Source organism: Tindallia texcoconensis, assembly GCF_055383815.1.
This window is the reverse complement of record NZ_AP042431.1, coordinates 2,010,730-2,036,217: the sequence shown is the minus strand read 5'-3', so window position 1 is coordinate 2,036,217 and position 25,488 is coordinate 2,010,730. Positions and strand designations below refer to the sequence as shown.

Here is a 25,488-nt window from a genome sequence, read left to right as displayed (position 1 = left end):
AATATCACAAAACTAAAGCTTTCGTAAGTTTTTTCTGTAGGCACAAAAGCATTTCTTTTGTTCATAAAACTGCCGTTGATCCTAATTTAGTCTAAAAAAAAAAGGACTTCCTCACTGGAAATCCTTTTCTCTTTACTCCATGGCTTTTTTTAAAATCCCAACTGCTTTTTCAACAGTTTCTTTATTCACAGTTTTTCCACCACGAAAGTTTCGATCTTTTTCATTTTGATAAACACCAAACCCATCTAAATCGTAGGCGGTCATCATATTCTTGCCAAATTTGATATCCATCACCAAAAACCATTCCCTAATAAGAGGATGCCCCGGTTTCAATGGAACGATCTCAATCTTAGGATGAGGGGCGAGTGCTTTATCTTTTTCGCCAAAAACATATATTTTATCTACATTATCTGCCATTTTCAAGTAGCGATCCCATATGGCTTCCGCTCTAGAAATTTTCTGAAACCCTGCATATACAGTCCCTTCCCTTTGTTTCTGCAGTACGACGCTCTCCATCAAATAACACATTTTTTCTAAATTTGGTATTTTTGTTTCGTACTTAATGTTTGTAATGGATACCTTAGCCTCCGTCGCGTCATCCTCTAATTTTTCAACTGGACCATCAATGTCACCAAAAAGTTCTTCATACAATGATACTTCTTTCATTTACACCACGCTCCTTAAGTTTTTTTCTATAAAATAATAGATTGCTGCTAAGACGCCAAACTTCAGTAAATTAAAAGGAAACAAGATCCAAATAAAATAACCAAACAACCCATCAATGGTGGGGTTAAATACCTTCGCCATCGATAAGATCATTTCTGGTGTAATACCTAAAAAAACTTCATACAACGGAAGCATTATAAAGTAATTCGCCATCACTGCTGCAAAGGCTGTAGTAATACTGGCTAACCCTAAACATATAATTCTCCATAATGTCCTTCTACTTGTTCTTCTAATTATCTTTCCTTCTGATAAAAAATATAAGCATAGTATAAAGGTGACGGAGAGGGTGAAATTCATCAATTCTCCAATTCCAAGGGTTTGAGATAAAAAAAGATGTAGAACATTTTTCATAAAGGCTACGGATATACCAGCTTTTAAACCGTATACCCGATATGCAATCAAAACCGGCAAATCGCCTAAATCGATCCGTAAAAACATTGGAAAAAAAGGCAACGCCGTGTTCATAATCATTAATACGAAGCCTAAAGCAGAAAGATTTGATAACCACACCAATGTTTTAGTTGAAAAAGTATTTCTTTCCAGTCGCTCCACATCCCTTCGCCAATACATGAATACCCTAAAGAGTTTCTATAAAACAGCTCTGCCCCTAGGTTTTCACACTCACACAATTTCTTCCTTTTTTCTTGGCACTATAAAGTGCCTTATCCGCTTCTGTTCGAACCATTTCAGGCGTTGAAGAAGCAGCGTTTTTTTCCGATGCTCCAACGCTAATCGTTACTCGAAGTTTTTGGCCTGTGGCTTTGCTATTCCCTTTTTTCCTTTTGTTGTTTTTAGAGGAGGGTTTCTTGGTGAGGGTTTGTTGACTTACTAAAAGACGTAACTGCTCTAATTGAGGCTTTACCTGTTCCAAGGACTGGTTTGGAAAAAGCACCGTAAATTCCTCTCCACCATAACGAAAAACACTCCCTTTTCCAGCGTTGCGGTAGAGAGTTCTGGCCACCATAGCCAGTACATCATCTCCTATGTCATGTCCATGACGGTCGTTAAACTTCTTAAAAAAGTCAATATCTAGCATGGCTATGCTATAAGTGCCACCCAACTTTAACATAGACGCTTCTAAGGCTCGGCGCGATGGAATCTGTGTTAATTCATCGATATAAGCCATCTCATAGGATTCATGAAGAATAGAAATAACTAACAGCCCTCCAATAACACACCCGCTCAAGGCTGCCTTTATAGGTGTGGTTGTTGCCATGGTAGGGAGTAATAAAATAGTTATGAGCAACGTATGTAGAAGACAGGTGGGGCGCAGAAACAAGCGTACCACAAAAACAAAAATAACTATTCCCATTACTAGCAAGGCTCCATGGGGCAAAAAAGTCCAAACACCATCAAAAGACCATGGCATTTGCCACCGAATCCCTTGTTGAAACCAAGTAGGAAACCGAATCCCAATCCAAACAACGCTAAGGCCTTGAATAAGCAGGCAAAGGATTTTAATCCGTCCCCAAAAGGTCCAAAACCCTCGCTCCTTTACCCAGGAAAAAAGCAATAGGTTCACACTCATCATTGGAAGCAACAGAAACATACGTGGGTCTGTTGCTTCCAATGAACCTTGAAAAGTAATCTGGGGCATGGAAACCAAAAATTGCTGAAGGAACGTTGGGAGTATCTGATCATGTGGCATCACCGTTATGTAAAAACTTCCAAGGATCAAAGCAATAAAGATCCGATTGCTTTTCATAAAACGCCAGGAAAGCAACACCCCAATAAATAACAACCATAAGGGTACCTGAAGAAGCAAGGAGTGCCATGAATCTAGAAAGTCAGAAATTCCTTTTACTGTTTTTGTAAGGAGCAGAACCAAAGCAAAGGGTATCAATGGATGAATCAATCGAATGATAAACTGGCGCAATCCTTTCAAAATGTCAATCCCTTTCCATTAGAGTTGTCTATTATCATACCGAAATATAACATAAACCGCCAGTCCTATTCTATGAGACGAATTGGGAAACCTCTTAAAAAAGCAAAAAACAAAAAACCCTTCTCGGCTACTGGCGATCCTATACAGATCTATCTTTTTAAAGAAATCTTCATTTCTTTATTCGATTATTCTGTACGTAGACCCTTTAGTTTTGCGTCCTATTCTTTCGAATAGTTTGCCATTATACCGAAAGGTTTTCAGGTAGTCCGTCCACCATGCAACAATTTATAATTGTTGTTTAGGTCGTAACTTTGCGCCCTATTTTTTCAAATAGTCTGCCTTTAATAATAAAATACCCATAAGCTTCAGTCTTAAACATATATTTCTAAATTTTCTAAAAATATTTTTCCAGGCCTACTTAACGCTTGAACCCAAAAATTTTCTCTAAATAGGTCACGGATTTCCCCGAAATATGAACTGGATCATCCCATGCCGCCATTTTAAACAATTTAACCCAGTTTTTAAGCAGATATACATAAAGAACTGTGAGAAATATCGTATTGAAGAAACCCATGGACCAGGCGGTTTGCCATGCAGCTCCATATATAGCATATGCTAATGTCAACAATACCGTACCCCATTGAATATACCCAAGATATGGAATTCGCATGGCTGTAATCCCTTTAAATCCTAGTAACATTATCAACAATGTTGAACCATGAAAGGTAAGAATGCCTCCAGACCCTATGGCTTGATAAATAATCTTCACCACACCCAGGTTAAAAAACAGTACCTGGTCATAGAACTGAACCAGCGTATAGGCCAGCTCAAGTCCATAATAATTTAATTTAATCGCCTGAAAAAGCAGGGCAATCATAAACAAGATAACACCAACCATGGGTTGGACCAAAGACTTGCTTCTTTTGGCTTCCTGTAATGATTTCTCTAGTGCAGGAGTAAAGTATCTCAACCGCACCCGCCGTTGTTCCTTTTTTTCCTCTGCCATACGAAGTGCTTGGTCTGTATTTTGTGTTAATTTGTCCATCCAGATTTGTTTCAGTTTTTCAAAGACTCTCTGATGCATCTCTGTTTTTTCATGTGGTAAAAAATATTCTTCCATTTTTTTCTTCGCACTCCAAGCATCTTTTCGTATATAAGCATTTTGTGCTAAGTATTCACTTCCACCTGTCATCAACTCTTGCTGATAATACTCTGCCACTGCATACACTCTTCGCTTTATTCCATCTGAATCCAGCCATTGGTTGATTTCAGAAAGGATGCTCTTCATTTTTTCCAATTGTTTAAGATCTTTCTTTAGAGATGCATTGCTTAGATCGTTGAGAGCTTTATATTTTGCTTCCATTGCAAGGTGCTCAGAAAATGCTGAGATCTCTGCAGATGATTCTGGAATTTCATCGTCGCCAAACAAAGGAAATTGAAATGGCCCTCCATGGTACCTATGACCATCTTCACTGATTTGCTTGACTACATGATAATAAAACAGCGTTTCCCAGGCTGGTCCATAGGTAGCTTCTTCATCCAATGCTTTCTCTATAAAATCAAAGGCATCTTTTAATTTGCCATCCTCTAAGCTTTGTTGTGCCCGCGTCACATAGTTGGATGCTTTTTGAATAGAAACTTCTACGGGTGCTGTTTGTTGGGCTTGTTGTTCTTTAATGGCTTCTGCTATTGATTTTTTTAACATTATTTCTTGCAGCTTCTTGTTCTCTTCCTCTTGATGTCTTTCTTCTTCCGTCAAAATTCTTTCCTTAGGATTTTTTTCCGTCTTAGGATGCCCCATTTCCCCTGTGGGATAGGCTTGAATTTTTTCATGCATCAAATAGCCGGATCTATCTCTAGCTTGCATCAATCTTTCATCGTAAGACTGGCGTTTTTCATCATTTTCAAAGACTGCCAAAGCTTCTTCAATTTTTTCCAGGGTTTTGCGAACATTATATTCACGGTCAGCATCTCCCACCGTACTATTAAGCCTACGCAAGGCCACAGAATAAATTTCTTGAATCTTCTCCCGTAACGCATCCGTAGATAATTCTTGACTAAGCTCTAATTCTTCATAAAAATTGGTCATCGGATCTCTCCTTCGGCATAAAATGACAGATGTGCCCACCATACAAAAAGCACTTAAAAAACGCCAGTTCTATTCATCTTGATAATCAAACTCATTTAACTCAATATACCACCTTGCTTTTAGCTTGAAAACACACCATACTCCACCAGCATTTCTCGATCACTGTCCGTCGCTGGTTTATACCCCTTTTCCAACAATTCCTTGGCATAAGTCTTATTATAGATAAATGCAAAAACTAGATCAACCACAAAAACACCTAAACCGAAAGTTGGAAGCGCAATCACAGCAGCAACAATAAACATAATCGCTGCCCACTTCAAATCTCCTCTTATTAAAGGCACTAAAAAACCAAAAAAGAACGTCGTCCACGAAAAACCTTTTTTAACTTGTTTTTGTACTCCTGATTCGTGCTCTAATGTAATTTTCAATTTCTCCCCCCTTCCTCCTATATTTTCACTCTATGAAGCAAGATAAGCCCTAAGCTTTACCGCTTTCTATCAAACTCATAATCCATTATACGTTACTCCTTTACTCCTTTCAATAAACGATTGTTCAAAGTTTATTAGTCGATAAATAAGTTGACTTATTTCTACAATGATGGTATTATAAATCAGTTATAAATAAATAAACAATCGGGTCAGGTCACTCTGGCGCAAAGTGTAGAACATCCACTTGAAAAAAACTCAAAGGATGTTTTTTTTTGCGTCAATTCCCAATAAGGAGAATGGTCATGAAAAAAAAATCGTTTACCAGCTATTTGTTAACACTCACACTTCCAATTATTATCCAGAATCTAATTACGACTAGTCTTAATTTAATTGATACTTTTATGATTGGTCGTGTGGGAGAAAGTGAGTTAGCTGCAATAGGAATTGCCAATCAATTTTATTTTCTGTTTTCACTTTTTATTTTTGGTATTGCAGGGGGAGCCGCTGTCCTTATAGCTCAATTATGGGGTCACAATGACCGTAGGCAGATTAAAAAGGTGCTTGCCCATTCCCTGATGTATGCCTCAATCATCGCAGGCATTTTTGTGACGACTGGCTACATGTTTACAGAAGAAATTATCAGCCTCTTTAATAGTAGTGAACGTGTGCTCTATCACGGATCTGTATACTTAAACATTACTCTCATTGGCTATTTATTCACCAGCATTTCTTTTGTATTGGCCGCTGGACTTAGAAGTGTTAACCATACTAAGATTCCAATGTATGCCAGCGTCATCGGACTCATTACCAATATCATCCTCAATTATATGCTTATTTTTGGGCGAGCTGGTTTCATGCCAATGGGTGTACAAGGAGCGGCTATTGCTACACTAGTAGCCCGTGGTATAGAATGCTTGATGCTCATTTATTTTGTGAGCCATCAAGTACCAGAGCTAACCCTCGGCCTCAAAGATTTTACCAATCTTCACTCAGCCACTAAAAACATTTTGCACAAAGTAACTCTGCCGATTCTTTGTAACGAAGCCTGCTGGGGCCTAGGTATGGTTACCTATGTTGGGTTGTATGCCCGTCTAGGTATCCCACAAGCGGCTGCTATTCAAGTTTGCAGCACAGTTATTAATCTCTTTATGGTTATTGCCTTTGGATTAGCCTATTCCGCATTGGTCATTATAGGAAACGATGTAGGTGCAGGAAATCAAGAGAAGGTTCTTTGGGCCAGCCAAAAAATAAGAGCTCTTGGTTGGAAAGTAGGTGTTGGATTGGGAGTTTTGTTATTTTTCATTGCTCCCTCTCTCAGCAATATGTTTAATGTCACCCCAGAAGTCAAATGGCTTGTGACAACGGTATTACGTGTTCATAGCGTTCTCTTTCCGCTTCGAATGGTCAATATGATTATGATTGTAGGAATCTTGCGAGGTGGTGGCGATGCCATGTTCAGTACCGTCACCCAAGGTCTTGTAATGTGGTGTGTGGGAATTCCCCTTACTTATGTAGCCGCCAATGTACTCGGTTGGGAACTACCAGTGGTAGTTAGTGTATTATTTGTTGAATCCGTGATTCAAGGGATTATCATTCAAAAAAGATACAAATCCAACCGTTGGATCAAAAAATTAGTTGCTGCTTCTACCACAAAAGCATGAATAAAATTCCTTTTATTTCTTCTGATGGTAAGATACAATACAGTTAATTAATCATGTCATTGATGAATAGGCAAAGTAATCCACACACCTAAAGGAGGAATTCGCTTGAATAAAATTCGTAACTCTCAGGTCGTCTATGCCATGGATGCAAACAACGAACCAGTGATGTCTGTATCCAGCGGAAGCCAAGTAGTTTTCGAAACCTGTGATTGTTTCCAAAACCAAATCACCAACGAATCCCAATCTATAGACAGCGTGAACTGGGAGCAGATCAATCCAGCCACTGGGCCTCTTTATGTGGAAGAAGCTGCCCCTGGAGATGTGCTGAAAGTGGAAATCTTGAGTATCGCCATTGGGAATCAAGGAGTAATGGCGGCTATTCCCGGCGCAGGACTCCTGGGAGATCAAGTCACAACTTCCCAAATCAAAGTGATGCCCATCGAAAATGGTATGACCAAATTCAATGACAAACTGTCTCTTCCAATTACACCAAGCATTGGCGTGATTGGCGTAGCTCCCAAAACTGGTGCCATTCCCTGTGGTGCCCCTGATCATCACGGCGGAAACATGGATAACAAAAAAACCCAAACCGGCAGTATTCTGTATCTGCCTGTCTGGGTGGAAGGCGCACTACTTTCCATAGGAGATCTTCATGGCCTTATCGGCGATGGAGAGATCATGGTCACTGGACTGGAAGTTGCTGGTTCTGTAACGGTTCGAGTCAGCGTTCTAAAAAACCGAAAACAGCAAAACCCCATGCTAGAAAACGATACCCACCTTTACACCATAGCCTCTGACAAAGATCTGCTAAAAGCCGTCAAAACAGCTACGGAAGATATGCATCAATGGATCATGGCAGAAACGGGTCTTTCTTTTAATGAGGCAGGAATGCTCCTCAGTGCTGCTGGAAGTACGGAAATCTGCCAGGTGGTGGATCCGCTGCTGACAGCCCGGTTCGGATTGTCCAAAGACATCCTGAAGGCGCTTCAGTAGTTAACTCATAGTTCTACTGTTCTTCCATTATTTCCTTTTGCACTTTTTTCGACAGGGACGTTAAAATCAACTGATGAGATCGATAAATCAGATCCCGCAGAATATCATCCGGGACATTTCCTTTTTTCCTCTGATCATGTAGGGAGTGACGTCCCATCAAAAAACTCTCTCTTTATTTCAGCGCGATGTATAGATCAATGTCGGCCTCTTCCCAGTCGCTGTTGAGGTATTCTTCAAAATCTCCGGTAAAGCTTCTGTCCAGGTCCATTTTCCATATTTCTTCCCAGGCTTCCACTACTGCTTTCACCATGTGACCATGTACTGAAAATTTAGCATAGGTACCTGCAGGAATTGTTTTCACTGTCAGCTCATCATTCTCCGCCTTCAAAACTTCATTGCCTGCGGTAACACAATACTGATCCTTATCGTAATCTGAGTAAAGGCCGATGGCATGATCATTAATCTTATTCTTGATGGTTGCATTCACACCACCCTGGTATAGCTTTTCCCACAATCCGCCAATCTTTTCTCCCATTTGGGGATCCTTGTTGCTGATCCTCTCACTTACTCCGACCACTGTCTTTTCTTTCAGTGTAACGATTTCGTATTCCATTTTCAATAACCTCCCTGTATTTTGGTAAGGCTATTATACCTCATCAACTAGCAAACATATATCATACTCAACTTTACTACTCTTCTTCAGCTAAGTATATCGACCTTCATACCTTAGGTCAACTTTATATAGCAATATGCCATTCTGTGCTCTTTGATGACTAATCTGCCGAATCATATCTCTAAAGGACAAATACTGCTCTTTTACAATTGTGCCAATATAAATTATAATAATGACATAAATGGATCCGTGTTCATACTGGCAGTCTGTCAACATTCTACAGACTCGGAGGATCCACGGTGTGATTGACATCATAGTAGAAGTAATGAGCGACCTTAAGCCAGTAGACCTTGCTGGATTCAAAGAATCTGGAGCGAAACATCCGAAGAAAATAAGGGTGGAGTGAACCATGTATACAATGACATCGTTGCTAAGTGCCATTTTTGCAGTGATTCCGCTTATGTTGATCCTCTGGCTCAACTTTCGATGGAATCATCAATATGGATCTTTAAAGTGGTTACAATGGTTTCATCTGGGTTCTATTGCCATGGTGATTTCTTTAATGATGCACTTAATGATCATTGTTCTGTTGGAATTGCCGATGAGGACCGCCCATCAAAAAATCCAGATCTTTTCTTTGCTAGTGGCGATGATGGCTTATGGGATGGCGGGAATCGCTTATCGAAAAGAACAGCCATTTCCTTCAATAAAATCAGAAAAAACAGATATGTTGAAAGCTGTTTTTCATTCCATACAAGATCGAGTATATATCTATGATAGCGATTTTAGCTTAGTTGAAGATAATGAAAGAGAATTGAAAGGGTTTGTGGGCAAAGAAAAGCCCAATTTGAAAGAATACTTGAATGGTCATGCATCTGTAATGACAGCGGCGCAAGAAAGAGAACTGAATGATTTTTTTCAGCATCCCAAGCAGCAACAAGCCTTCAATCATTTTAAGTTATTAATCCCCAGCTATAAAAGCTATGTTATATTATCCAAGGTTTTTAATAAAGATAAGGATTGGGTGGGTACTGTTATGTTGATCCATCAGGCAATCGATGAAATTGAATTAATTGAATCCATTAAAAGCCACAACAAGCGACGTTCTGATTTAAACCATCAACTAGATGCATCTCTAAAAAAATTGGATCAATTTGGATTTGAGAAAGAAAAAGATCTGCTGCTGAGAGAGGTAAATCAGAGCATTGTGGAAGGGATTCATCAGTATATACAAGAAATACAAATCATACAAAAAGATCCGCTGATGAACATTGATGAAAAAAAAGAACGAGTGGCTTCTCTTATCGATGGAGTAAGCTCCTTATACAAAGAAATACGACAAGTAGTCAGGCAAATGCTTACGAAAGATAAGGTGATTTCAGATGATTAAGGTGTTATTAGTAGATGATCAAATCCTTTTTTTAACCATGCTGGAACAAGTCATTCGTGCAGATGAGCGGTTTGAATTGGTAGGCTGTGCTCAAAATGGGTTGGAAGCCCTAAAGAGGGTGGATACACTTCACCCAGATGTTGTTTTGATGGATATCCGGATGCCTGGAATGGATGGCCTTTCAGCGTTACAGAAGATCAAGCTGGCTAACCCACAGGTTAAAGTTATGATGCTGACAACATTTGAAGATCCTTTTAGTATCAACAATGCATTTTTAGCTGGAGCAGATGCTTACTTACTCAAAAATATGAAGCCAGCAGCTCTCCTATCCTCTATTTACTGTGTTGCTAATGAGATGATGGTGGTTCATCGAGAAATTTATGAGACAGGACTCAATATCGAGAATAAGCATAGTTGTAATTCGAGTATTCAAATGGAAGTAGAAGGGACTCGATTCACCAACATCGACATTCAAGTGATCAAACTCATTGCAGAGGGAAAAACAAACAAAGAAATCGCTATAGCACTGAATTACAGTGAAGGAACCATAAAAAACAGAGTCTCACAATTGTTGTCAAAAACTGGTCTTAGTGACCGAACTCAAATATCTATTTATGCACTAAAGAACCAAATTATTTAGATGGTGCACCAATGGGCAGCTTCGCATGGATATGAAAACCGCTGCCTGGAACTGTTCCAAAAGAGACATCTCCTCCAAGCAAGGTGATTCTTTCCCGAATCCCTGCTAATCCCAGGCTTTCTTGGATGGAAGAGCAACCACCGCCATTGTCAATAGCATAGATCTCAACTTGGTCTGGCTGGTAACGCAAGAAAATATGGATGGTTGTAGCTTGGCTGTGTTTCATGGTGTTCGTAACAGCTTCTCGGCAGAGTCTGTAGATCGCATGGTTTTTCATGGAATCTAAGGGAAACGGTTTTCCATGGCAATTTAGATCCAAGGCCAATGCGGTTCCTTCCAAACTCATAATGGCTTCCAGAAGATTGGGGATGTCTGGACAAGCACTGTTAGACAGAGAATGATGAAGATCGGATAGGCTGTTCAGCAATAGTTCTTTTCCTTGAGCAAGTGTTTCATCAATTCCTTCTAGGGTTTTTTCTAGCAAAGCAAGCTCTAAAGTTCCCATAACAACCGTAAGACTATGACCAACGATATCATGTACATTTTGAGAAATAACTGCGCGGGCTCGAAACATAGCCAGCGCTTTTTCTTTTTCTGTCAACAGTAACAATTCTTGGTGAATCTTATCTAAATTTTCTTGTAAATTTTCCAACTCATGTTGCAAATTGACTATTTCGCTGATATCAATAACGAGTAAAGCAAATGTCTTATCGTCCAGAGCTTCTATGCGCCATTTATAGAAAAGTTGATTATGCGAGGTAAGGAGAGGGGGTTGGTTTTTGCCTTTTTGTGCCATAAAAGTGTTCAAGGCTTCCTCTATATGGGGCTGATTCCTTCCAAACAATTTGTTAGAAAGAATGGATAGGTGTTCATTTGTTTGTAGCCATGGAAAGGTTTCTTTTGCTAGCTGATTCATATCCAACACTTGAAGGTGATGGTTGAAGAGGATAATTCCCTGATTCATATGTTGATAGAGATGATGATATGACAAACGGGAAATATCAAGAAAGTTGTACTTTATGGCAGGAATAGCAAAAAGAGTGATCGATAAAGCCATGGCTATTGGTGTTATATCAAAGGGACGAAAAGGAAAGATCCACGGGATATCTGTGAGTTTAAAAGTAATGTAGTAGAAATTAATAAACAGAGGCGCTATCGCCAAGGAAGCAAATATTCGGCTGATGATTCTTTTTTTTCGATGAAAGCTAGGTTCGAATGATCTGCGAACCAGTAAGATCATTCCAATAATAATATACGCATAAAGAATGATTTGACTGGGTAAAAAAAAGAAGCCAAAACGGGTACGATTGTAAGTAAATACAGAATAAAAGCTCATATGGAGAGGATTGGTTAAAACAATCAGAAAACTGACAAAAGGGTGAATTAAAAGGAGGCTAATCCATTTTTTTCCAGGGATAGGATAGCCAGCATAAAGGATGGCAAAGAGAAGGATAGCAAATCCTAAAAATTGCACGCCAAAATACTGAATAACTACAAAAAACCAACGAAGGGTTACGTTGGGTGTCACGGTTTTAAATATTTTAGAAACAGTCCAAAGAGTCAACAGACCGAGAATTGACAAGTAGGCAAAAAGAAGGGGCGATTTCTTAGAACGGTAATAAAAATACAACACTACCATAACCATTGCGATGGATGCCAAAAGGTTTGCCGATAAGTTCGTATATTTTCCAAAGGTTTGAGCAGGGGTAAAAGTCATCAGTCACCTCGTTAGAGTCACAAAATAGTAGCATAAACATGACTACTGCTACTATTGTGTGACTTTTTATATGCCAATAGGCACTATATAAATGACACGCAATTCTATATTCTTATTATAAGGGAAACTAGTCAGAAAAGATAGCTTCTTTATGGGTAATCACAAACCTTCGTGGAAGAGGTGATCCATCAGAATGGGAGTCTTTCAAATTAAAATGAATCCATCTGGTCTATTCTACTTTGTTTTTTTAGAGGGAGATCAATTTTGCATTGTATCAAAAAGCTATGTGGAACGATCATTATTGGAAGACAGTATTGTCCAGCTTCGAAAATTCAGTGACATTTCTGAAATCATTGTCGATGATACAAGTTTGTCTTACCCATGTTTCCTGATCAAAGAAGATTCCTTTTGTCATTATACGTTTCATGTGTATGGAGTGAAAGGGGGGTTGATTATGACTAGTATGCCATTCCAAACAATGAAAGCTTGTCAAGAAGCCATTGTTGCACTAAAAATGACTTCGAAGATATCGAAAATTATTGACTTAACCTAATGCAAGGGTGGTACTAGGATGATTATGAAAAAAAATTCAACAAGTGAAAAAAGGAGGATGAAAGTGATGAATAAAAAATATGGATGGAAATTATTGGTGGCTGTAATGGCATCTCTCTTCCTGATTGGCGGAGGTTTTATGATTGCATCAGCCGACACTCAGCCCCTTGATGGGTTGTGGGAGCGAAATGATGGGCAGGTGCTTCTCATTACAGGAGACGAAGGGTTTTTTCAGGAAATTAACAACTCGGCTTGGCGGATATACCCTGTATCGGTGGGGGATCAACAGTTACGAAATATCGTCCGAAGTAGTGAATATGAATGGTCCCTTGATTCCCTGGGGTATTTTCAGCAGGCCGGGAACCGTCGTGTAGAATGGTCAGAAACAGCTACACTGACCCTTCGGGATGACGGCCAATCAATAGTCATCAATTCCATCACCGTCCATCCATTTACGGGAAAGAAACAAAGAGGAACTAGTACTTACCAACGTTTGGGTGACGCACCTGCACCAATAGAGGAAGATCCCATTCCTCCAGTAACGGAAACTACGGAAGAAGAACTAGAGCCTACCCAACCCGTCACTGAGCCGGTAGACACCAACAATGAAGTTTTTGACTCAGGGGTACGGATGGGATGGTCCCGTGAAGCCAACGCTATGGGATATCGGGTGTTTCGATCTACCAGTCGAGAAGACCTGGGCATCTCTGTCACCGACTTTTACATTACCGCCACACGCTTTGTGGACGTAAATGTAGCACCGAATACCGAATATCATTATACGGTGCTGCCAGTATTGGCAGAAGCAAGACCAATGGAAGGAATTGAAGAGCAGTTAGGAAATGCCATTGCCAAATTTTCCAGAAGAACTGGCACCAAGATTACCCATGCGGGCAGTGAAAAAAAGTTTATTATTCTGCAGTTGGACAATCCGATGATGGTTGTAAATGGTGAAGAACAAGAAATTGATCCAGGGCGTGGCACTAGCCCCATTGTCATCTCCGGAAGAAGTATGGTGCCTATTAGAGCCATCGTAGAAACCATGGGTGGTAATGTGGGTTGGGAAGGCAGTGAAAGCAAAATCAGCTTGAATGCACGGGGTCAATCCGTGGAAATGTGGCTAAACAATAAAGAAGTCCGACGTAACGGAGTGTCCGCTCAAATGGATGTAGAACCCGTTTCTCAAGGGGGACGTACCTTTGTCCCAGTACGTTTTGCTTCAGAAAACCTGGACGCCAAAGCCGACTGGATCAACAGTACCCGAGAAATTGTTATCGTCTATACTAAATAACATAGAACCATCCTATTATCACAGAAAGAGAAATTCTTTCATGAATAAATCGCAAACTATGGGTAAAAGGAGTGAGATAAATGAACATGAAACTGAAAAAACTAATGTTTATAGTTGTGGGATTTCTATTCTTGACAGCTTGTGGCGGCAATGCATCCGAGGTGGAAAATGATACAAAAAATCAGCTTGATCAGGAATCTCAGACTACCGAGAATAGTACTTCAACAGAATCATCACAGAGCTTATCATCGGAATACCAGGCCTTGGCCAATGACATTTTGGCAGCTGTGGAAAAGGGCTACCACTACCAGGGTGAAGGCATGTGGGGAGGCCTGGATTCCATCACCCGCCAGGGACAGTATGTCATGTCCGGAGATCCTGACGCGGAGGGCTTCATGGTCACCTACAACATCGGACTGATGGGAGAGAAAAACTACCATGTCAACATGGTGGAAGGCGAAGTCTCGGAAATTTATGACAATGAAATGCCGGACGCTGGCCTGGATCTGGCGGGAAAATACCTGCAATATCTGATGGGCATGCTGGAGGCCCATTCCTCCGGAAGTCTGTATGAAGACAGTGCATCTGCTCAGTGGGAAGTCCTGGATGTGACCATGAACCAGGAAGGTGGATCAACAGAGGTCACGGTTAAAACCCAGCTGCCAAACTCCAAACAAGACCCCACGGTAGAAACTTTCATCATTGTAGATGGGTTGTTAGAAGGCTTAAGCATTTCTACTCCTTACATGAACAGCGGTCAGGCGTCAGAAACCACTTATACCTATCTATCCAGAGGACCGGTAGATGGCAATGCCTTAAGAGCACTTTATGAAAAAACCGAAGCAGATGCTCAATAAAAAATGTTAGGACGAGGGCAGGACGAGAGAAAATTTCTCTCGTCCTGATTATTTCTTCCAATATAATTCTTCCAACCCTTCCTTCGGATCACATTAAGCCGCATCCGCCACCAAGGCTCTTTATGAGTCCCATTTTCTTATAAACATTGAAGAAGTGCTTTTGCATACCCTTCCGGATCAAAAAATAATGCTTCATGATTGCCTTTTATTTTCACCACTGGCGCTTCACCAATGCTTTGGAACATACCCAAGAAGGCTTCCCTAATAAGAATCCTTTTATCCAGCGAATTTTATGCCATTTGTCGAATACCATCTGCCATTTCCTGGTCCAGGATCCTATCAAACTTGTTTTTTCCTTCATCTGCACATTTTCTTTTTTGCTCCATGAATAGCTCTTCTTCATCCTTGAACACCTTTTCCTTTTCTCGGAAAATCTTATAGTGCATCCATTCAAACCAGAAAAAGTAATTCCTTATACTTTTCCATCTTTTCTCCAGGCCATAACGAGTTCTAATTCTCCTGTGTTTTCATCAATTTCTTCCGCTGAAAGAATAAATTCTTCTCTTCGATAGAACTCCACTGCACGATTATTTTTCTGATAAACACGCAGGGATAGTTCCGTGTATTTTTCTTTCATGAGTTGTAGAAGCGATCTGCCAATTCCCTGTGCTTGGGAGTCAGGAACAACAAATATTCCTGCAATATAATTGTCGATCAATCCAGAAAATGCCTTGATCTTTCCACTTTCCTCGTAAACAAATAGAGTTGCATCTGGCATCATTTCTTTTACTGTTTTGTAGTTGTCTTTCCAGTACTGTTCATTTATAAAGCTATGTGCTTGAATGTTGGATTCAAGCCATATTTTCATAATGCTTTCCAAATCCTTTTTCTTAAACCTTCGTATCAATAGTCTGCCTCCTTCTAATTTTTCCGTCCAGTGCTCCCCGACGATAACCGGACGGTTATTGTGAGCTTCCATTTCAATCACCGATCTGGGAACAAATCTCTTTTCCGAAAGCCTAGGATCTTTTTCACGTATTCTCTCAATATCCATCTCCAGCTTTTCAATGTTTTTCTTTAATCTCCTCTTATGAATTAGATGGCGGGACTCCCGTGCTACCTACTTATATACTCCCCTGTATTTCTCAGGTAATAGTTCTGCTATTTTCTTCATCATATAGTTTACGGCAAACTCTTCATATTCCTTTTTATCTTGCTCTTTTTCTTTCTTTGGAAATTCAAATTGTTTCCCAATATTAATGTGCACATCTGCATCGCTAAAGGTTTCTGCACTCATGTCTCCTTCTTTATTGATCGGCAACAGTTTTTCTGTCCCATATAATCCAACAGGCACAATAGGTACTCCTGTCATTTTTGCTATAAGAAGAATCCCTTTCTTTGCTTCTATCAAACTCCCATCTCTACTTCTGGTCCCTTCCGGGAAAACCAATAAGCTTTCCCCTTGCTTAACAAGCTGATTGATCTTCTTAAGGCCCTCTTTATCAGCAGTATTTGGTTTTATATTGGTAGTCTTAAGTACATGAACCCCTATACTTGTAATAGCGTTACTTGAAAGCTTCACACCAGCAACAAAAGTGGGATCGATTTCTTTTAAAGCCTTATCTAATACCAATCCATCAGAATTGCTTAAATGATTACATATGAAAATAGTGGGTGTTGCAATTCCCTTGAGGTTTTCTTTCCCATCGATGCTAATATTAGCATATTTTTTTAAGTATCTGTCCACAATTCTTTTAGAAACATAAGTGACAAATTGATCGGGTAAAATATTAATTATTTTTGCTGTTGTTGTGGATATCATTCCTTATTCCTCCTGAATGGATCTATGTTTAAAATTATGTCTTCCAGTTAATTCTTGGTGGTCCGCTGTATCATAAATCAGACCGTCTTTGTAACGGGGCATATTTCCCTCCTGTAACCCTTCTTGGTACACACTATACTCTAGTTGGAGTCCTATGACAACTACACGAACACAGGAGGACAGCAATGTAGGCACCCTCCGGATCCAGAGTTTCCTCTTCCATAGAAATTATTTCTACGTCTCCGCTGCTATCAACCTTCTCAAAACTGCATTCCTACAACAGAGAAACGGCCATCATAAATGCTAAGAAAAAGAATCATATGCTCCTTCGTCACGATTTCAAACAACCGTTTTTAAACTTGACACAATGCAATATATATATTACACTTATATGGAATATATATGTTGCATCGTCCTGGGTCGAAGGGGGGATTCATATCGTTAAAAACAGCCTTAAGAAGAGTCGTATTGCAAAAGAAATGACACAGGAAGTCCTTGCTGAAAGTGCAGGTGTTACCAGGCAAACCATTGGATTAATTGAAAAAGAAAAGTACAATCCAACCATTGCGTTGTGTTTAAGACTGTGTCAAGTTCTGGATAAGTCGCTGGATCAACTGTTTTGGTTAGAGGAGGATTAACATGAATCATGATGAAAGAATTCATACTGATGTGAAGAAATCAAAAAGTCTTGGGTATTCTGTTTTCTGGTTTGGTATTTTTGCCCTTCTTCTGTATCGTTGGTTTCACCTAAACCAAAGCCTAATGGAGGTTTTGGATGTGTTTCTAGTCTGGATGGCCGCTTCCTTAGCCCAATTTTTCACCTTGGCCACCAAAGGCATCCCCATCACCTACCCGATAACCGCCAATAAAAAAGAACAGCTTTATTTTGTTTTTCTGTTTCCTTTCGCCACCGGAACTCTAACCGCCATAATTCTGTATTTTTTGAAGGATGATGTGCCCTATAACCGTATACTAGGTGGCTTCGCAGGTGCATTCCTTGGCACGCTGGTTCTATTTTTGATATACAGCGTCATCATATATTTTTGGGAAAAACGTTTGGCTGAGTAATTGATTTATATAAGCGATTCTCATTAATTCTGGATCTAATGTTCCTTTATTCAAAACGAAGGCGTTACTCTTTTGATTTTTCTGTCAATTTATCTGGACATTCCTTCAAAACTGTGATAAAATAAAAATCAACCGATAATGGCAAACCAGGTGAAAACCTGGGACGCAAAGCTAAAGGGCCTTCCTTCGTATTGAAGTGGCAGCCAGCTGTCGAAGATAGCATGCTAATCTGTATCTTCTGCCTTATGGGTGGGAGATTTTTTTATTTGAGCTTTTCTCATGCCCTTCGGATGAAAAAAACATGAAGGAGGAATTTTGATGAAACACAAACGCAGTTTAACGACAGTCACCCTGGCAATACTGCTGGTATTAATGATGGTTATCACAGGATTTGCAGCCGAAGAAACAGCAACCATTTATCTTGAAAAAGATGGTGGCATTTTGCTGACCATTGACGCAGAAGGAAATATCCTCTCAGCGGAATATGTAAGTGAGTTGGAAGAGAACGAAGAAGTAACCGAGGAAGACAAAGAAGATGAAGCTGATGAAGAAGATGAAGACGTGAATAATGACCAGGAGACTAAGGAACCTACTGAAGAGGAACCCGAGGAAGCCGAAGAAAATGATTCTCTGGCGGATTTGGTGGGCGAATCCCTAATCGACGATTTAAAAGAGCTTTTGGACCCGGAAGAGACAGAAGGCTATGTCATCGTCATTGACTCTGAAAACCAAGAATTCATCGCCGAGTTAGAAAAACTCCTTGATGAACACTACAGCGAATTGCTACAACCGGAGTCAATTGAAGAAATGGATTCCACTCATCCCCTGGCCCAGCGTTTTGCCATGGCTGAGGAACTGGAAATAACGCCAGGTAAAATGAACCTGCTGGAAAAACTGGGAAAAGGTTACGGTGACGAAGCTCAAATCGATTACGCAGATTGGGCGGATAAGTCAGTCAAAGAAATCATGGCAGCGGTGAATGCAGAGCGCAAAGCTGATCGACAGGCTGCATCAGAAGACGAGGAAGAAGACACAGAGATGGAAATCCTCACCCAAACAGTTCAACAAGAAGCAGATAACAGTGACCGTGACAACAGCGGCAACAATGGAAACAGCGGTAACAATGGAAACAGTGGAAACAGCGGTAACAATAGCAACAGCGGTAACAGTGGAAACAGCGGTAACAATAGCAACAGCGGCAATAGAGGAAATAGCGGTAACAGAGGTAGAGGCAACAATCGTTAATTGAAATTTGCAGTAAAAACAAAGCGGATCATCAATATGTGGATGATCCGCTTTATTTATTTTTTGACGATAGATCATCTTCCGAATAGTTCAACACTGCACTACGTTCTTCTGGGCTATGACTTGAAAGGGAAGATGTTTCTTAAGACCCTGGAAAAATACTACATTGTTGACATTGGCATTCGCAATAAGCTCACAGGACTCCGCAATACGGATTATGGGCATATTTTAGAAAACCTTGTGTTTCTGGAACTTCTACGGCGTGGATACGAGGTTACCATTGGTAAAATCGGTACGTTAGAAGTTGATTTCGTCGCGACTAAAACCAATGAAAGAATCTATTACCAAGTTTCCTCCACCATTATGGATGAAGCCACCAGAGAACGAGAATTGCGCCCTCTAAAAGCCATCGCGGATAACTATCCTAAATATATCTTAACCATGGATCAAACCATCTTTAACGACTATGCCGGAATTAAGGTTAAAAACATCATCGATTTCTTGCTTGAATAGCCTTCCACCTTTCGTGTTTATTCCTATTTTTCAATACGCAGAAAAGATAGCTGCTGATTATCCATCTCAGCCTCTTCGAAAGTGTGGAGCAGCATCTCTCCTCTTTTTCCCAATTTTTTAACCAGTCCTTTGGTGTCAAAGAATAAAATCATTGTCCGTCGATCTTCCGTCGACAGCAGATCATACAGAGCATCCAGATTCTTTCCGTAATAATCGGGAAACCGAAGGTTTTTTTGTATCCGAAGATGGGCTTCTTCTATGGATTCAATGGTAGTTCCGTTAAGGACAACAACTCGCATGATTATTCCTCCCCATAAAGCAGCTCAAAGCTTTCATAGTGGTCCGCTGTATAATAAATCAGACCGTCATTGGAATAGACAATGCGTTCCGGTCCACGGTAGCCACCATCATAGTTGACATCGCACCCGTAGTACTGCCGGCCCCTCCTATCCGGCAGAAGGGCTTCCCGGTTTCCAAATCTGTCTCCTCCAATACTTTTTTCCTCTGTTACTTCCCATAGATTTCCTTCACTGGCCACCCACCCACGCTGCGAGGCTTCCGACTTGGTAATGTAGTTGGGGGTAGTTCTCCATATTGATGAAGGTATAGCGCCACTTCCTCTACAGCAGTATAGGATCCCTCCAGATCCAGCATCACTTCTTCCATGGAGATTATCTCTTCTTCTCCACTGCTATCAATGCTATCAAAACTGCATCCCGACAACAGAGAAATGGCCATCATCAATGCCAAGAAAAAGAATAGGATGCTACTTCGATTATTCCACTTGATTAGTTCTATCATTATTTGTTAAATCCTCACTTTCCACTGGATATGCCACTGGTTTCACCTGAACCAACGGCATCCCCATCACCTACCTACCTGGTGACCGCCAATAAAAAAGAACAGCTATATTCGGAGGAATTCAAGAACTGCTTTGGTTTTATATTCGGCTGAATAATGGGTTCTTTTTCTCATAAGTACAGTATAACTTAAATTTCGTTTTTATGTGTCTCACTCTATGGGTTCATTATATTCAGCCATTTTGGTAATTGACTGTTATCTGATGCAAAAACTGTTACTCATAACGTAATTGTTTTAATTTTCTAGCTACATCAATAGTCTTTCTAATTTGCACCGCTGATATAACAGCAAAACATACATTTATAAAAATAATAGCTGCTATAGCGACATCATACTCAGCCGTACCATTTGTCATATATTTAAAAGAACCAACAACCAGCCTAATGGACTCAGGTAACATTAAAAATGAAATAACCAACGATAAAATCAATAGTGGTATTTGATTATTAATTAATATTGCTTTAGCTTTTTCATAATTCGATTTGTTATTTCTCTTAATTTTTGAATCAACATATACTAAATTGATAACCCAGTTAATCTCTGCATGATAAAGTGATTCAATATAAGTAAAAACCGCTAAAAGTATTCCGAAAACTGTAAGAATATCACTCATCAGTATTCTCCTCAACATCTAACTTAAAATGGTTCATTAATTCGTTATAAGAAGAAGGTTTTATTTCAAACGTTTGAAGAGCACCTCTCTTTCTAGAAATCTGACTCAAAGCACCATTTATCCCACTTAAAATTTTATTCATCTCTTCTACAATATTTACTGATATATTTGAAACGAGATGCAAATCAAGTTGCTCATCATAATGAACTTGTCTTGCTAGTATGTCTTTTATAGTATTGCTAATACTACTCTTCAACTCATATTGATATTTTGCTAGTACTGACTTCAATAATGATTTACTCTCACTACTAGTTGTTTGGAAAAGTGTAGTAATCGTTTGTTCATCTGGTATACTTCCATGAAAAAGATGTCTAATAAGTAAGTAAAGACGATATTCTTTCATATCAGATCCCCGAGTAAATATCTTTTGCCCCAAAAACATTCTAAGATACTCCTCAGCCGCTGCCAAACAGAAACTTTCGATTTTATTCATGATTTCAGCCTCTGAACATGAAAATATCTCTTTCAATAAATTCTTTTCTTCCTCTTTCAATTCAATTTTTAAGCTAATAGTCATACTTTTCTCCTTTCGTATACTAGATTTTTGTTTCAGATAACGTTCCCACAATTCCTGAGTAATATTTTCAAAATGAGCCACATGTGTGACAAAATAGAGCCACCATGTTCGTCATAAGGAGCCACGATGGTCCTGACGAGAGCAACCTGATATATAATGAATCCATGTACAACACTGTACAAATTATGTATCAGGAGGTTGATCAAATGACTAAGTACCGAGAGCTTTTGGAACTCATAGAGTATAATGCTCCACATTGTCAAGACACAAAATAAAATTATTTAAGTTAAGCTCCTTTCCAAATTTGTGACTTTTATGAAACAAGGTTTAGCTGGTTTTTTGGTAAAATACCTCCGGGCATAAACCACCCAGGGATGAATGTGGTCGATACGTGGTGTATTCATCTATGTAAGCACCAAGGGCTCTGCTCAGCTGCCTGGGTGATTCGAATTCACTAATGTAAATCAAGTCGTACTTCAGAGTCCGAAAGAATCGCTCTGTTCGAACGTTATCCAGTGCTTGACCTTTACCATCCATGGAAATACGGATATAATGCACCCCATTGTCAAGACACAAAATGGAATTATTTAAGTTAAGCTCCTTTCCAGATTTGTGACTTTTGTGAAACAAGGTTTAGCTGGTTTTTTGGTAAAATACCTCTGGGCATAAACCACCAAGGGATGAATGCGGTCGATACGTGGTGTATTCATCTATGTAAACACCAAGGGCTCTGCTCAGCTGCCTGGTTGATTCGAATTCGATTCCGTGTTTGCGACGTCCCTGAACCGGACTCACATGTCCCTACTACTTGGGGGAGCTCCGCTCCCGGTGAAGGGATGTGGTGCGCTGACCTTTCTCTGAACACGCCTACCAGCACCCCTGCAAAAACATTTTGTTAGGCGGAGTCTATACCTCAACAGAGTATGGCTCACCACTTTTCACTTTCTTCAATAATTCTATTATTTCCTCAGAATACTTTCTTGCAACAATAGTATCACCATTCATAATCGCTATATGATATCTATTATCACTTTCTTTGATACATACTCCATCATTTTTTTTGATTACATCGAGCAACCAATTTGCAGAGTGCCAATTATCATAACCTATAGCTTTGCCTACATCTGTAAGGCTGTAAGGATAACTCAAATTAAAAGCACTTGGGTTTGTTAAGGTAGTAATACCATATATTTTACCTACCTCTGACCTATCACTTAATGCACTTTTTAAACCCGCATAATCAATCTCCACACTTCTTCTAGGAACATCTGTCCTAACCAACTCATAAGTACGTGATAATAAGGCTCTTAGTAATTTCGGATTAACTTTCTCAATAGGGGTATCAAGTGATAAAGCTTTATAAATCCAATCAAATTCTGAAGCTATAATAGTTCTAATTCTTAAACTCTTTCCATTTTCTAAGTGAATTAGGCTCTCATTTGGATAACTTCTATCTTCATTTATTTCTTTCTTATAATCAACTAGAAAAATATTTGGCACTAACTCCCCATTACTAGAAAGTATTTCATCAATATCCGAAAGAATAGTTTTTATATTTGGATCATTAACACTATACCCAAAAATAAAAATAGGATGCTCAAGAAAATAGGTTAATAATTTTGCTGATAAATATTTTTTCTTTTTAATAAATCCATTATAATCCTCACGTGTGAGTATCATATCTTCTATTTTTGATACGCATCCGTGAATCTTAAATATTTCACCAATGCTTTGATATTGAGTTTTAAGTATTTGCTGTCCAATTATAGATTCGTAATCTGAAAATATATTCTCTAAAAATGTATCATAATTTGTTGTAATTATTGCATGAGGACTAATTTCACGTAATAACTTTAACTCATTCTGAAATTCGTCGAAAACAGCATCTAATGTTTTAGGTGTAATATCAATAAAATATTCTGAAACCTTGCTTTTTAGGAAAACATCTAACCTACACTCTTCAGAGAATAATGCCTCATCAAATTTATCATTCCCGTCTTCCCATGCCCATTCGCTATATTCTTGAGCAAGTTGAGACCCTATATCACAACTATCTCCATAATGTTGTTTATAAAAAGCATATTTGCGAGATTTCGGGTTTTTTTCAGCCATAATTGATAATAATTCATCCCAATTTGGTGCATTGAAATAGCGCTTTGACAATCCACTTCCAACAAAAAGAATCGGTAAACACTCCATTTCCTCTAAAACTGTTGAGATTTCATTCATAGCTCGTTCTTTATAATCTTGATAATTACTCATACGATTCCCCCCAACCTCAAATTATTTTACAGATTTCGCCTAACGTGGTGCGTATTAGCGACGTGTGGCATTCAACCTTCCCCCTGTGTTAGGATAGTTGTCATAGCCTTCCAACTAAAGTATAGTAAGTACCAAGAAGAGTTGGAGGAGGACAAACATGGCCCGATACAGCGAATCATTTAAAATGTCCATCATGCAAAAGATGATGCCGCCTGAAAATCAGAAAGTATCCACCATAGCTCAAGAAACTGGCATGTCCGAAGGCACTTTATATAAGTGGAAAAAAGAAGCCAAAGCTAAAGGCATCGTCATCCCGGATGGTGAACCTAATGCACAAGCATGGAGCACCCAGGATAAGTTTCAGGTGGTACTGGAAACAGCCAGCCTTAACGAAGCCGACCACGAGTGAGCAACGATAACCCTTATGCCGAATCCATCTTCCGAACTTACAAGTATCACCCCGGGTTTCCATCCAAAGGATTCAGCAACCTTCAAAAAGCAAGAGAGTGGACTCATCGTTTCAGTAAGTGGTATAACCATGAGCACAAACACAGTGGTATCCAGTTTCTTAGTCCGAATGAGCGTCATACCGGCCAAGCCCAGGCCATTCTGGATAAACGCATAAAAACCTATGAGAAAGCCAAAGCAGAGCATCCAGAGCGTTGGACTGGTAAAACAAGAGATTGGTCCTTGCCGGAAAGAGTCTGGTTGAACCCGGTGAAAAAGGAGGAAGATGAAGCCGTAAAGACATCATAATCAACCTTTCGTGAAAACTATTTATTTGTATAGGAACACATCGACACTTAATTTATGTTCACTTAAACGCACGGTTTACTCAGTTGAATTTTAGTTGGAAAATGCGACATCTTTCTTGACAATTACCGGCAGTAACAAATGAACACTATCATTTTGCATATCGTTTATAGATTTCAAAATGCTTTATATGTATTAGCTTATTTGGGTTCATATTTTGTAATACATCATACTTGTCAACTAAAGGTTTAAACTTTGATACTCCATGTTTTGACAAAACATTGTAAAATAATAATAATAGTTCGTATGCAGATAATTGAGCTCTTACAAGAGATGCATAGTATAGCTTCTCTTCTTCATCTAATATTGTCTGCTTATCAATAAACTTAAAAATATGATATAGATTTCTAAAATAGTGTCCTAAATTTCCATCTTCCATGTCAAAAAATTCTTCATAAACCTTAATAATTTGCTCCTTCATATCTAAATATCCTTTAGAGTCTATTATGAATTCATATCCCATTCCACCTATTTTCTTGTCACAAAAAGATTTAAAATTATAATAAGTTTTCATGAAGTACTGCCTTCCTTTACGTTCTCCACTGAATTCACCTTTAATATCAATAGAATTTACTATCTCATGATTATAGTTAATTAATTTGAAAAAGGTATTTTCGAATTTTTGAAACTTAGTTTCCTCCTTTTGAGAACACATAGTACCTATTAATATTAGAATTGTTGAAAAAGTAAGAAATGGCATACTAAAGCTACCAACCCACGACAAAATATTTTCTTTTTCGCTTGTACTAAAATTCATATAATGCATAAAAAAAGGTATAATAATTCCAATTATTGCAGTAAGTATTGCTAACCGAATTAATATCTTTGATGTTTTAATATTTTTCATTCTGAAACCCCCAAACTTAGTATTC

At 39.1% G+C, this 25,488-nt stretch carries 30 protein-coding genes and 3 riboswitches; of the genes, 13 read left to right on the top strand and 17 right to left on the bottom strand.

Annotation, left to right across the window (positions count from 1 at the left end; all coding sequences use genetic code 11):
* Window positions 1–132: 132 nt before the first annotated feature.
* From ACZ47N_RS09140 to ACZ47N_RS09120, 5 genes are all read right to left on the bottom strand, one after another.
* Entirely contained in the window at window positions 133–666 is a 534-nt protein-coding gene (locus tag ACZ47N_RS09140; RefSeq protein ID WP_464886245.1) for a DICT sensory domain-containing protein, read from the bottom strand.
* Window positions 667–1,278, bottom strand: coding sequence for an ECF transporter S component (locus tag ACZ47N_RS09135; RefSeq protein ID WP_464886244.1), 612 nt, complete (start codon window positions 1,276–1,278; stop codon window positions 667–669).
* A 55-nt stretch (window positions 1,279–1,333) separates the two neighbouring features.
* The gene (locus tag ACZ47N_RS09130) at window positions 1,334–2,611 is read right to left on the bottom strand and encodes a GGDEF domain-containing protein (protein ID WP_464886243.1); all 1,278 of its coding nucleotides are present in this window, start codon (window positions 2,609–2,611) and stop codon (window positions 1,334–1,336) included.
* A gap of 122 nt (window positions 2,612–2,733) precedes the next feature.
* Window positions 2,734–2,861, bottom strand: a riboswitch (cyclic di-GMP riboswitch).
* Window positions 2,862–2,868: 7 nt separating this feature from the next.
* Window positions 2,869–2,961, bottom strand: a riboswitch (cyclic di-GMP riboswitch).
* A gap of 68 nt (window positions 2,962–3,029) precedes the next feature.
* The gene (locus ACZ47N_RS09125) at window positions 3,030–4,700 is read right to left on the bottom strand and encodes a hypothetical protein (RefSeq protein WP_464886242.1); all 1,671 of its coding nucleotides are present in this window, start codon (window positions 4,698–4,700) and stop codon (window positions 3,030–3,032) included.
* Window positions 4,701–4,819: 119 nt separating this feature from the next.
* Window positions 4,820–5,128: a hypothetical protein gene (locus ACZ47N_RS09120; RefSeq protein ID WP_464886241.1), complete on the bottom strand. Its 309-nt coding sequence runs from the start codon at window positions 5,126–5,128 to the stop codon at window positions 4,820–4,822.
* Between the two features lie 302 nt (window positions 5,129–5,430).
* Here ACZ47N_RS09120 and ACZ47N_RS09115 point away from each other — a divergent pair, with 302 nt between their 5' ends.
* The gene (locus tag ACZ47N_RS09115; RefSeq protein ID WP_464886240.1) at window positions 5,431–6,789 is read left to right on the top strand and encodes an MATE family efflux transporter; all 1,359 of its coding nucleotides are present in this window, start codon (window positions 5,431–5,433) and stop codon (window positions 6,787–6,789) included.
* Between the two features lie 105 nt (window positions 6,790–6,894).
* Window positions 6,895–7,782 carry an acetamidase/formamidase family protein gene (locus ACZ47N_RS09110; RefSeq protein ID WP_464886239.1) on the top strand — a complete coding sequence of 296 codons (888 nt, stop codon included), beginning with the start codon at window positions 6,895–6,897 and terminating at the stop codon, window positions 7,780–7,782.
* Between the two features lie 172 nt (window positions 7,783–7,954).
* Here the strand turns inward: ACZ47N_RS09110 and ACZ47N_RS09105 are convergent, their stop codons facing one another.
* The gene (locus ACZ47N_RS09105) at window positions 7,955–8,395 is read right to left on the bottom strand and encodes a GyrI-like domain-containing protein (protein WP_464886238.1); all 441 of its coding nucleotides are present in this window, start codon (window positions 8,393–8,395) and stop codon (window positions 7,955–7,957) included.
* A gap of 409 nt (window positions 8,396–8,804) precedes the next feature.
* Between ACZ47N_RS09105 and ACZ47N_RS09100 the strand changes: the two genes are divergently transcribed.
* Both ACZ47N_RS09100 and ACZ47N_RS09095 read left to right on the top strand, forming a co-directional pair.
* Window positions 8,805–9,785 (top strand): hypothetical protein, encoded by a 981-nt coding sequence (locus ACZ47N_RS09100; protein ID WP_464886237.1) that lies wholly within the window; start codon window positions 8,805–8,807, stop codon window positions 9,783–9,785.
* Window positions 9,778–10,425 (top strand): response regulator, encoded by a 648-nt coding sequence (locus tag ACZ47N_RS09095; protein WP_464886236.1) that lies wholly within the window; start codon window positions 9,778–9,780, stop codon window positions 10,423–10,425. Before ACZ47N_RS09100 ends, ACZ47N_RS09095 begins: the two co-directional genes overlap by 8 nt.
* On the opposite strand, the gene ACZ47N_RS09090 is transcribed toward ACZ47N_RS09095, so the two are convergent.
* Window positions 10,418–12,142 carry a sensor histidine kinase gene (locus ACZ47N_RS09090; protein WP_464886235.1) on the bottom strand — a complete coding sequence of 575 codons (1,725 nt, stop codon included), beginning with the start codon at window positions 12,140–12,142 and terminating at the stop codon, window positions 10,418–10,420. The genes ACZ47N_RS09095 and ACZ47N_RS09090 overlap by 8 nt on opposite strands.
* 193 nt (window positions 12,143–12,335) lie before the next feature.
* On the opposite strand from ACZ47N_RS09090, the gene ACZ47N_RS09085 reads away from it, so the two are divergent.
* The 3 genes from ACZ47N_RS09085 to ACZ47N_RS09075 all read left to right on the top strand — a co-directional run bounded on the left by ACZ47N_RS09085 (window position 12,336) and on the right by ACZ47N_RS09075 (window position 14,842).
* Window positions 12,336–12,695: a hypothetical protein gene (locus tag ACZ47N_RS09085; protein WP_464886234.1), complete on the top strand. Its 360-nt coding sequence runs from the start codon at window positions 12,336–12,338 to the stop codon at window positions 12,693–12,695.
* Between the two features lie 66 nt (window positions 12,696–12,761).
* Window positions 12,762–13,985, top strand: coding sequence for a copper amine oxidase N-terminal domain-containing protein (locus tag ACZ47N_RS09080; protein WP_464888429.1), 1,224 nt, complete (start codon window positions 12,762–12,764; stop codon window positions 13,983–13,985).
* A gap of 80 nt (window positions 13,986–14,065) precedes the next feature.
* The gene (locus tag ACZ47N_RS09075; RefSeq protein WP_464886233.1) at window positions 14,066–14,842 is read left to right on the top strand and encodes a hypothetical protein; all 777 of its coding nucleotides are present in this window, start codon (window positions 14,066–14,068) and stop codon (window positions 14,840–14,842) included.
* A 472-nt stretch (window positions 14,843–15,314) separates the two neighbouring features.
* Here ACZ47N_RS09075 and ACZ47N_RS09070 read toward each other — a convergent pair whose 3' ends face one another.
* Both ACZ47N_RS09070 and ACZ47N_RS09065 read right to left on the bottom strand, forming a co-directional pair.
* On the bottom strand, window positions 15,315–15,749 hold the full coding sequence (locus tag ACZ47N_RS09070) for an N-acetyltransferase (RefSeq protein ID WP_464886232.1): 435 nt from the start codon (window positions 15,747–15,749) through the stop codon (window positions 15,315–15,317).
* A gap of 213 nt (window positions 15,750–15,962) precedes the next feature.
* Window positions 15,963–16,664 carry a lysophospholipid acyltransferase family protein gene (locus tag ACZ47N_RS09065; protein ID WP_464886231.1) on the bottom strand — a complete coding sequence of 234 codons (702 nt, stop codon included), beginning with the start codon at window positions 16,662–16,664 and terminating at the stop codon, window positions 15,963–15,965.
* Window positions 16,665–16,984: 320 nt separating this feature from the next.
* On the opposite strand from ACZ47N_RS09065, the gene ACZ47N_RS09060 reads away from it, so the two are divergent.
* The 4 genes from ACZ47N_RS09060 (at window position 16,985) to ACZ47N_RS09045 (ending at window position 19,490) form a co-directional block, all read left to right on the top strand.
* Window positions 16,985–17,302, top strand: a complete 318-nt coding sequence (locus ACZ47N_RS09060) for a helix-turn-helix transcriptional regulator (protein ID WP_464886230.1) — start codon at window positions 16,985–16,987, stop codon at window positions 17,300–17,302.
* A 1-nt stretch (window position 17,303) separates the two neighbouring features.
* Window positions 17,304–17,732, top strand: a complete 429-nt coding sequence (locus ACZ47N_RS09055) for a hypothetical protein (RefSeq protein ID WP_464886229.1) — start codon at window positions 17,304–17,306, stop codon at window positions 17,730–17,732.
* 130 nt (window positions 17,733–17,862) lie between these two features.
* A riboswitch (cyclic di-GMP riboswitch) is annotated at window positions 17,863–17,947 on the top strand.
* A 103-nt stretch (window positions 17,948–18,050) separates the two neighbouring features.
* Window positions 18,051–18,977 carry a hypothetical protein gene (locus ACZ47N_RS09050; RefSeq protein ID WP_464886228.1) on the top strand — a complete coding sequence of 309 codons (927 nt, stop codon included), beginning with the start codon at window positions 18,051–18,053 and terminating at the stop codon, window positions 18,975–18,977.
* On the top strand, window positions 18,978–19,490 hold the full coding sequence (locus ACZ47N_RS09045; RefSeq protein WP_464886227.1) for a DUF4143 domain-containing protein: 513 nt from the start codon (window positions 18,978–18,980) through the stop codon (window positions 19,488–19,490).
* Between the two features lie 23 nt (window positions 19,491–19,513).
* Here ACZ47N_RS09045 and ACZ47N_RS09040 read toward each other — a convergent pair whose 3' ends face one another.
* The 7 genes from ACZ47N_RS09040 to ACZ47N_RS09010 all read right to left on the bottom strand — a co-directional run bounded on the left by ACZ47N_RS09040 (window position 19,514) and on the right by ACZ47N_RS09010 (window position 23,803).
* Window positions 19,514–19,789 carry a barstar family protein gene (locus tag ACZ47N_RS09040; protein WP_464886226.1) on the bottom strand — a complete coding sequence of 92 codons (276 nt, stop codon included), beginning with the start codon at window positions 19,787–19,789 and terminating at the stop codon, window positions 19,514–19,516.
* Between the two features lie 2 nt (window positions 19,790–19,791).
* The gene (locus ACZ47N_RS09035; protein WP_464886225.1) at window positions 19,792–20,028 is read right to left on the bottom strand and encodes a ribonuclease domain-containing protein; all 237 of its coding nucleotides are present in this window, start codon (window positions 20,026–20,028) and stop codon (window positions 19,792–19,794) included.
* Window positions 19,998–20,291: a hypothetical protein gene (locus ACZ47N_RS09030; protein ID WP_464886224.1), complete on the bottom strand. Its 294-nt coding sequence runs from the start codon at window positions 20,289–20,291 to the stop codon at window positions 19,998–20,000. Before ACZ47N_RS09030 ends, ACZ47N_RS09035 begins: the two co-directional genes overlap by 31 nt.
* Before the next feature lie 274 nt (window positions 20,292–20,565).
* On the bottom strand, window positions 20,566–20,964 hold the full coding sequence (locus ACZ47N_RS09025; RefSeq protein ID WP_464886223.1) for a hypothetical protein: 399 nt from the start codon (window positions 20,962–20,964) through the stop codon (window positions 20,566–20,568).
* Window positions 20,957–21,541 carry a hypothetical protein gene (locus tag ACZ47N_RS09020; RefSeq protein ID WP_464886222.1) on the bottom strand — a complete coding sequence of 195 codons (585 nt, stop codon included), beginning with the start codon at window positions 21,539–21,541 and terminating at the stop codon, window positions 20,957–20,959. The genes ACZ47N_RS09025 and ACZ47N_RS09020 overlap by 8 nt, the downstream gene beginning before the upstream one ends.
* Before the next feature lie 327 nt (window positions 21,542–21,868).
* Window positions 21,869–22,078, bottom strand: coding sequence for an integrase core domain-containing protein (locus ACZ47N_RS09015; RefSeq protein ID WP_464886221.1), 210 nt, complete (start codon window positions 22,076–22,078; stop codon window positions 21,869–21,871).
* Window positions 22,079–22,447: 369 nt separating this feature from the next.
* Window positions 22,448–23,803 (bottom strand): SIR2 family NAD-dependent protein deacylase, encoded by a 1,356-nt coding sequence (locus ACZ47N_RS09010; RefSeq protein WP_464886220.1) that lies wholly within the window; start codon window positions 23,801–23,803, stop codon window positions 22,448–22,450.
* A 157-nt stretch (window positions 23,804–23,960) separates the two neighbouring features.
* Between ACZ47N_RS09010 and ACZ47N_RS09005 the strand changes: the two genes are divergently transcribed.
* Together ACZ47N_RS09005 and ACZ47N_RS09000 are read left to right on the top strand one after the other, a co-directional pair.
* Entirely contained in the window at window positions 23,961–24,212 is a 252-nt protein-coding gene (locus ACZ47N_RS09005) for a transposase (protein ID WP_464886219.1), read from the top strand.
* Window positions 24,209–24,559, top strand: a complete 351-nt coding sequence (locus ACZ47N_RS09000) for an integrase core domain-containing protein (protein WP_464886218.1) — start codon at window positions 24,209–24,211, stop codon at window positions 24,557–24,559. The genes ACZ47N_RS09005 and ACZ47N_RS09000 overlap by 4 nt, the downstream gene beginning before the upstream one ends.
* Window positions 24,560–24,707: 148 nt before the next feature.
* On the opposite strand, the gene ACZ47N_RS08995 is transcribed toward ACZ47N_RS09000, so the two are convergent.
* Window positions 24,708–25,463, bottom strand: a complete 756-nt coding sequence (locus ACZ47N_RS08995; RefSeq protein ID WP_464886217.1) for a putative phage abortive infection protein — start codon at window positions 25,461–25,463, stop codon at window positions 24,708–24,710.
* Window positions 25,464–25,488: the final 25 nt, after the last annotated feature.

Excerpts from the sequence above, each read along its gene's own strand:
- ACZ47N_RS09140 (WP_464886245.1), bottom strand. The coding sequence starts at position 666 with ATGAAAGAAGTATCATTGTATGAAGAACTTTTTGGTGACATTGATGGT.
- ACZ47N_RS09125 (WP_464886242.1), bottom strand. The coding sequence starts at position 4,700 with ATGACCAATTTTTATGAAGAATTAGAGCTTAGTCAAGAATTATCTACG.
- ACZ47N_RS09115 (WP_464886240.1), top strand. The coding sequence starts at position 5,431 with ATGAAAAAAAAATCGTTTACCAGCTATTTGTTAACACTCACACTTCCA.
- ACZ47N_RS09105 (WP_464886238.1), bottom strand. The coding sequence starts at position 8,395 with ATGGAATACGAAATCGTTACACTGAAAGAAAAGACAGTGGTCGGAGTA.
- ACZ47N_RS09100 (WP_464886237.1), top strand. The coding sequence starts at position 8,805 with ATGTATACAATGACATCGTTGCTAAGTGCCATTTTTGCAGTGATTCCG.
- ACZ47N_RS09095 (WP_464886236.1), top strand. The coding sequence starts at position 9,778 with ATGATTAAGGTGTTATTAGTAGATGATCAAATCCTTTTTTTAACCATG.
- ACZ47N_RS09090 (WP_464886235.1), bottom strand. The coding sequence starts at position 12,142 with ATGACTTTTACCCCTGCTCAAACCTTTGGAAAATATACGAACTTATCG.
- ACZ47N_RS09085 (WP_464886234.1), top strand. The coding sequence starts at position 12,336 with ATGGGAGTCTTTCAAATTAAAATGAATCCATCTGGTCTATTCTACTTT.
- ACZ47N_RS09080 (WP_464888429.1), top strand. The coding sequence starts at position 12,762 with ATGAATAAAAAATATGGATGGAAATTATTGGTGGCTGTAATGGCATCT.
- ACZ47N_RS09075 (WP_464886233.1), top strand. The coding sequence starts at position 14,066 with ATGAACATGAAACTGAAAAAACTAATGTTTATAGTTGTGGGATTTCTA.
- ACZ47N_RS09065 (WP_464886231.1), bottom strand. The coding sequence starts at position 16,664 with ATGATATCCACAACAACAGCAAAAATAATTAATATTTTACCCGATCAA.
- ACZ47N_RS09060 (WP_464886230.1), top strand. The coding sequence starts at position 16,985 with ATGCTCCTTCGTCACGATTTCAAACAACCGTTTTTAAACTTGACACAA.
- ACZ47N_RS09055 (WP_464886229.1), top strand. The coding sequence starts at position 17,304 with ATGAATCATGATGAAAGAATTCATACTGATGTGAAGAAATCAAAAAGT.
- ACZ47N_RS09050 (WP_464886228.1), top strand. The coding sequence starts at position 18,051 with ATGAAACACAAACGCAGTTTAACGACAGTCACCCTGGCAATACTGCTG.
- ACZ47N_RS09040 (WP_464886226.1), bottom strand. The coding sequence starts at position 19,789 with ATGCGAGTTGTTGTCCTTAACGGAACTACCATTGAATCCATAGAAGAA.
- ACZ47N_RS09030 (WP_464886224.1), bottom strand. The coding sequence starts at position 20,291 with ATGATAGAACTAATCAAGTGGAATAATCGAAGTAGCATCCTATTCTTT.
- ACZ47N_RS09025 (WP_464886223.1), bottom strand. The coding sequence starts at position 20,964 with ATGAGTGATATTCTTACAGTTTTCGGAATACTTTTAGCGGTTTTTACT.
- ACZ47N_RS09020 (WP_464886222.1), bottom strand. The coding sequence starts at position 21,541 with ATGACTATTAGCTTAAAAATTGAATTGAAAGAGGAAGAAAAGAATTTA.
- ACZ47N_RS09015 (WP_464886221.1), bottom strand. The coding sequence starts at position 22,078 with ATGGATGGTAAAGGTCAAGCACTGGATAACGTTCGAACAGAGCGATTC.
- ACZ47N_RS09010 (WP_464886220.1), bottom strand. The coding sequence starts at position 23,803 with ATGAGTAATTATCAAGATTATAAAGAACGAGCTATGAATGAAATCTCA.
- ACZ47N_RS09005 (WP_464886219.1), top strand. The coding sequence starts at position 23,961 with ATGGCCCGATACAGCGAATCATTTAAAATGTCCATCATGCAAAAGATG.
- ACZ47N_RS08995 (WP_464886217.1), bottom strand. The coding sequence starts at position 25,463 with ATGAAAAATATTAAAACATCAAAGATATTAATTCGGTTAGCAATACTT.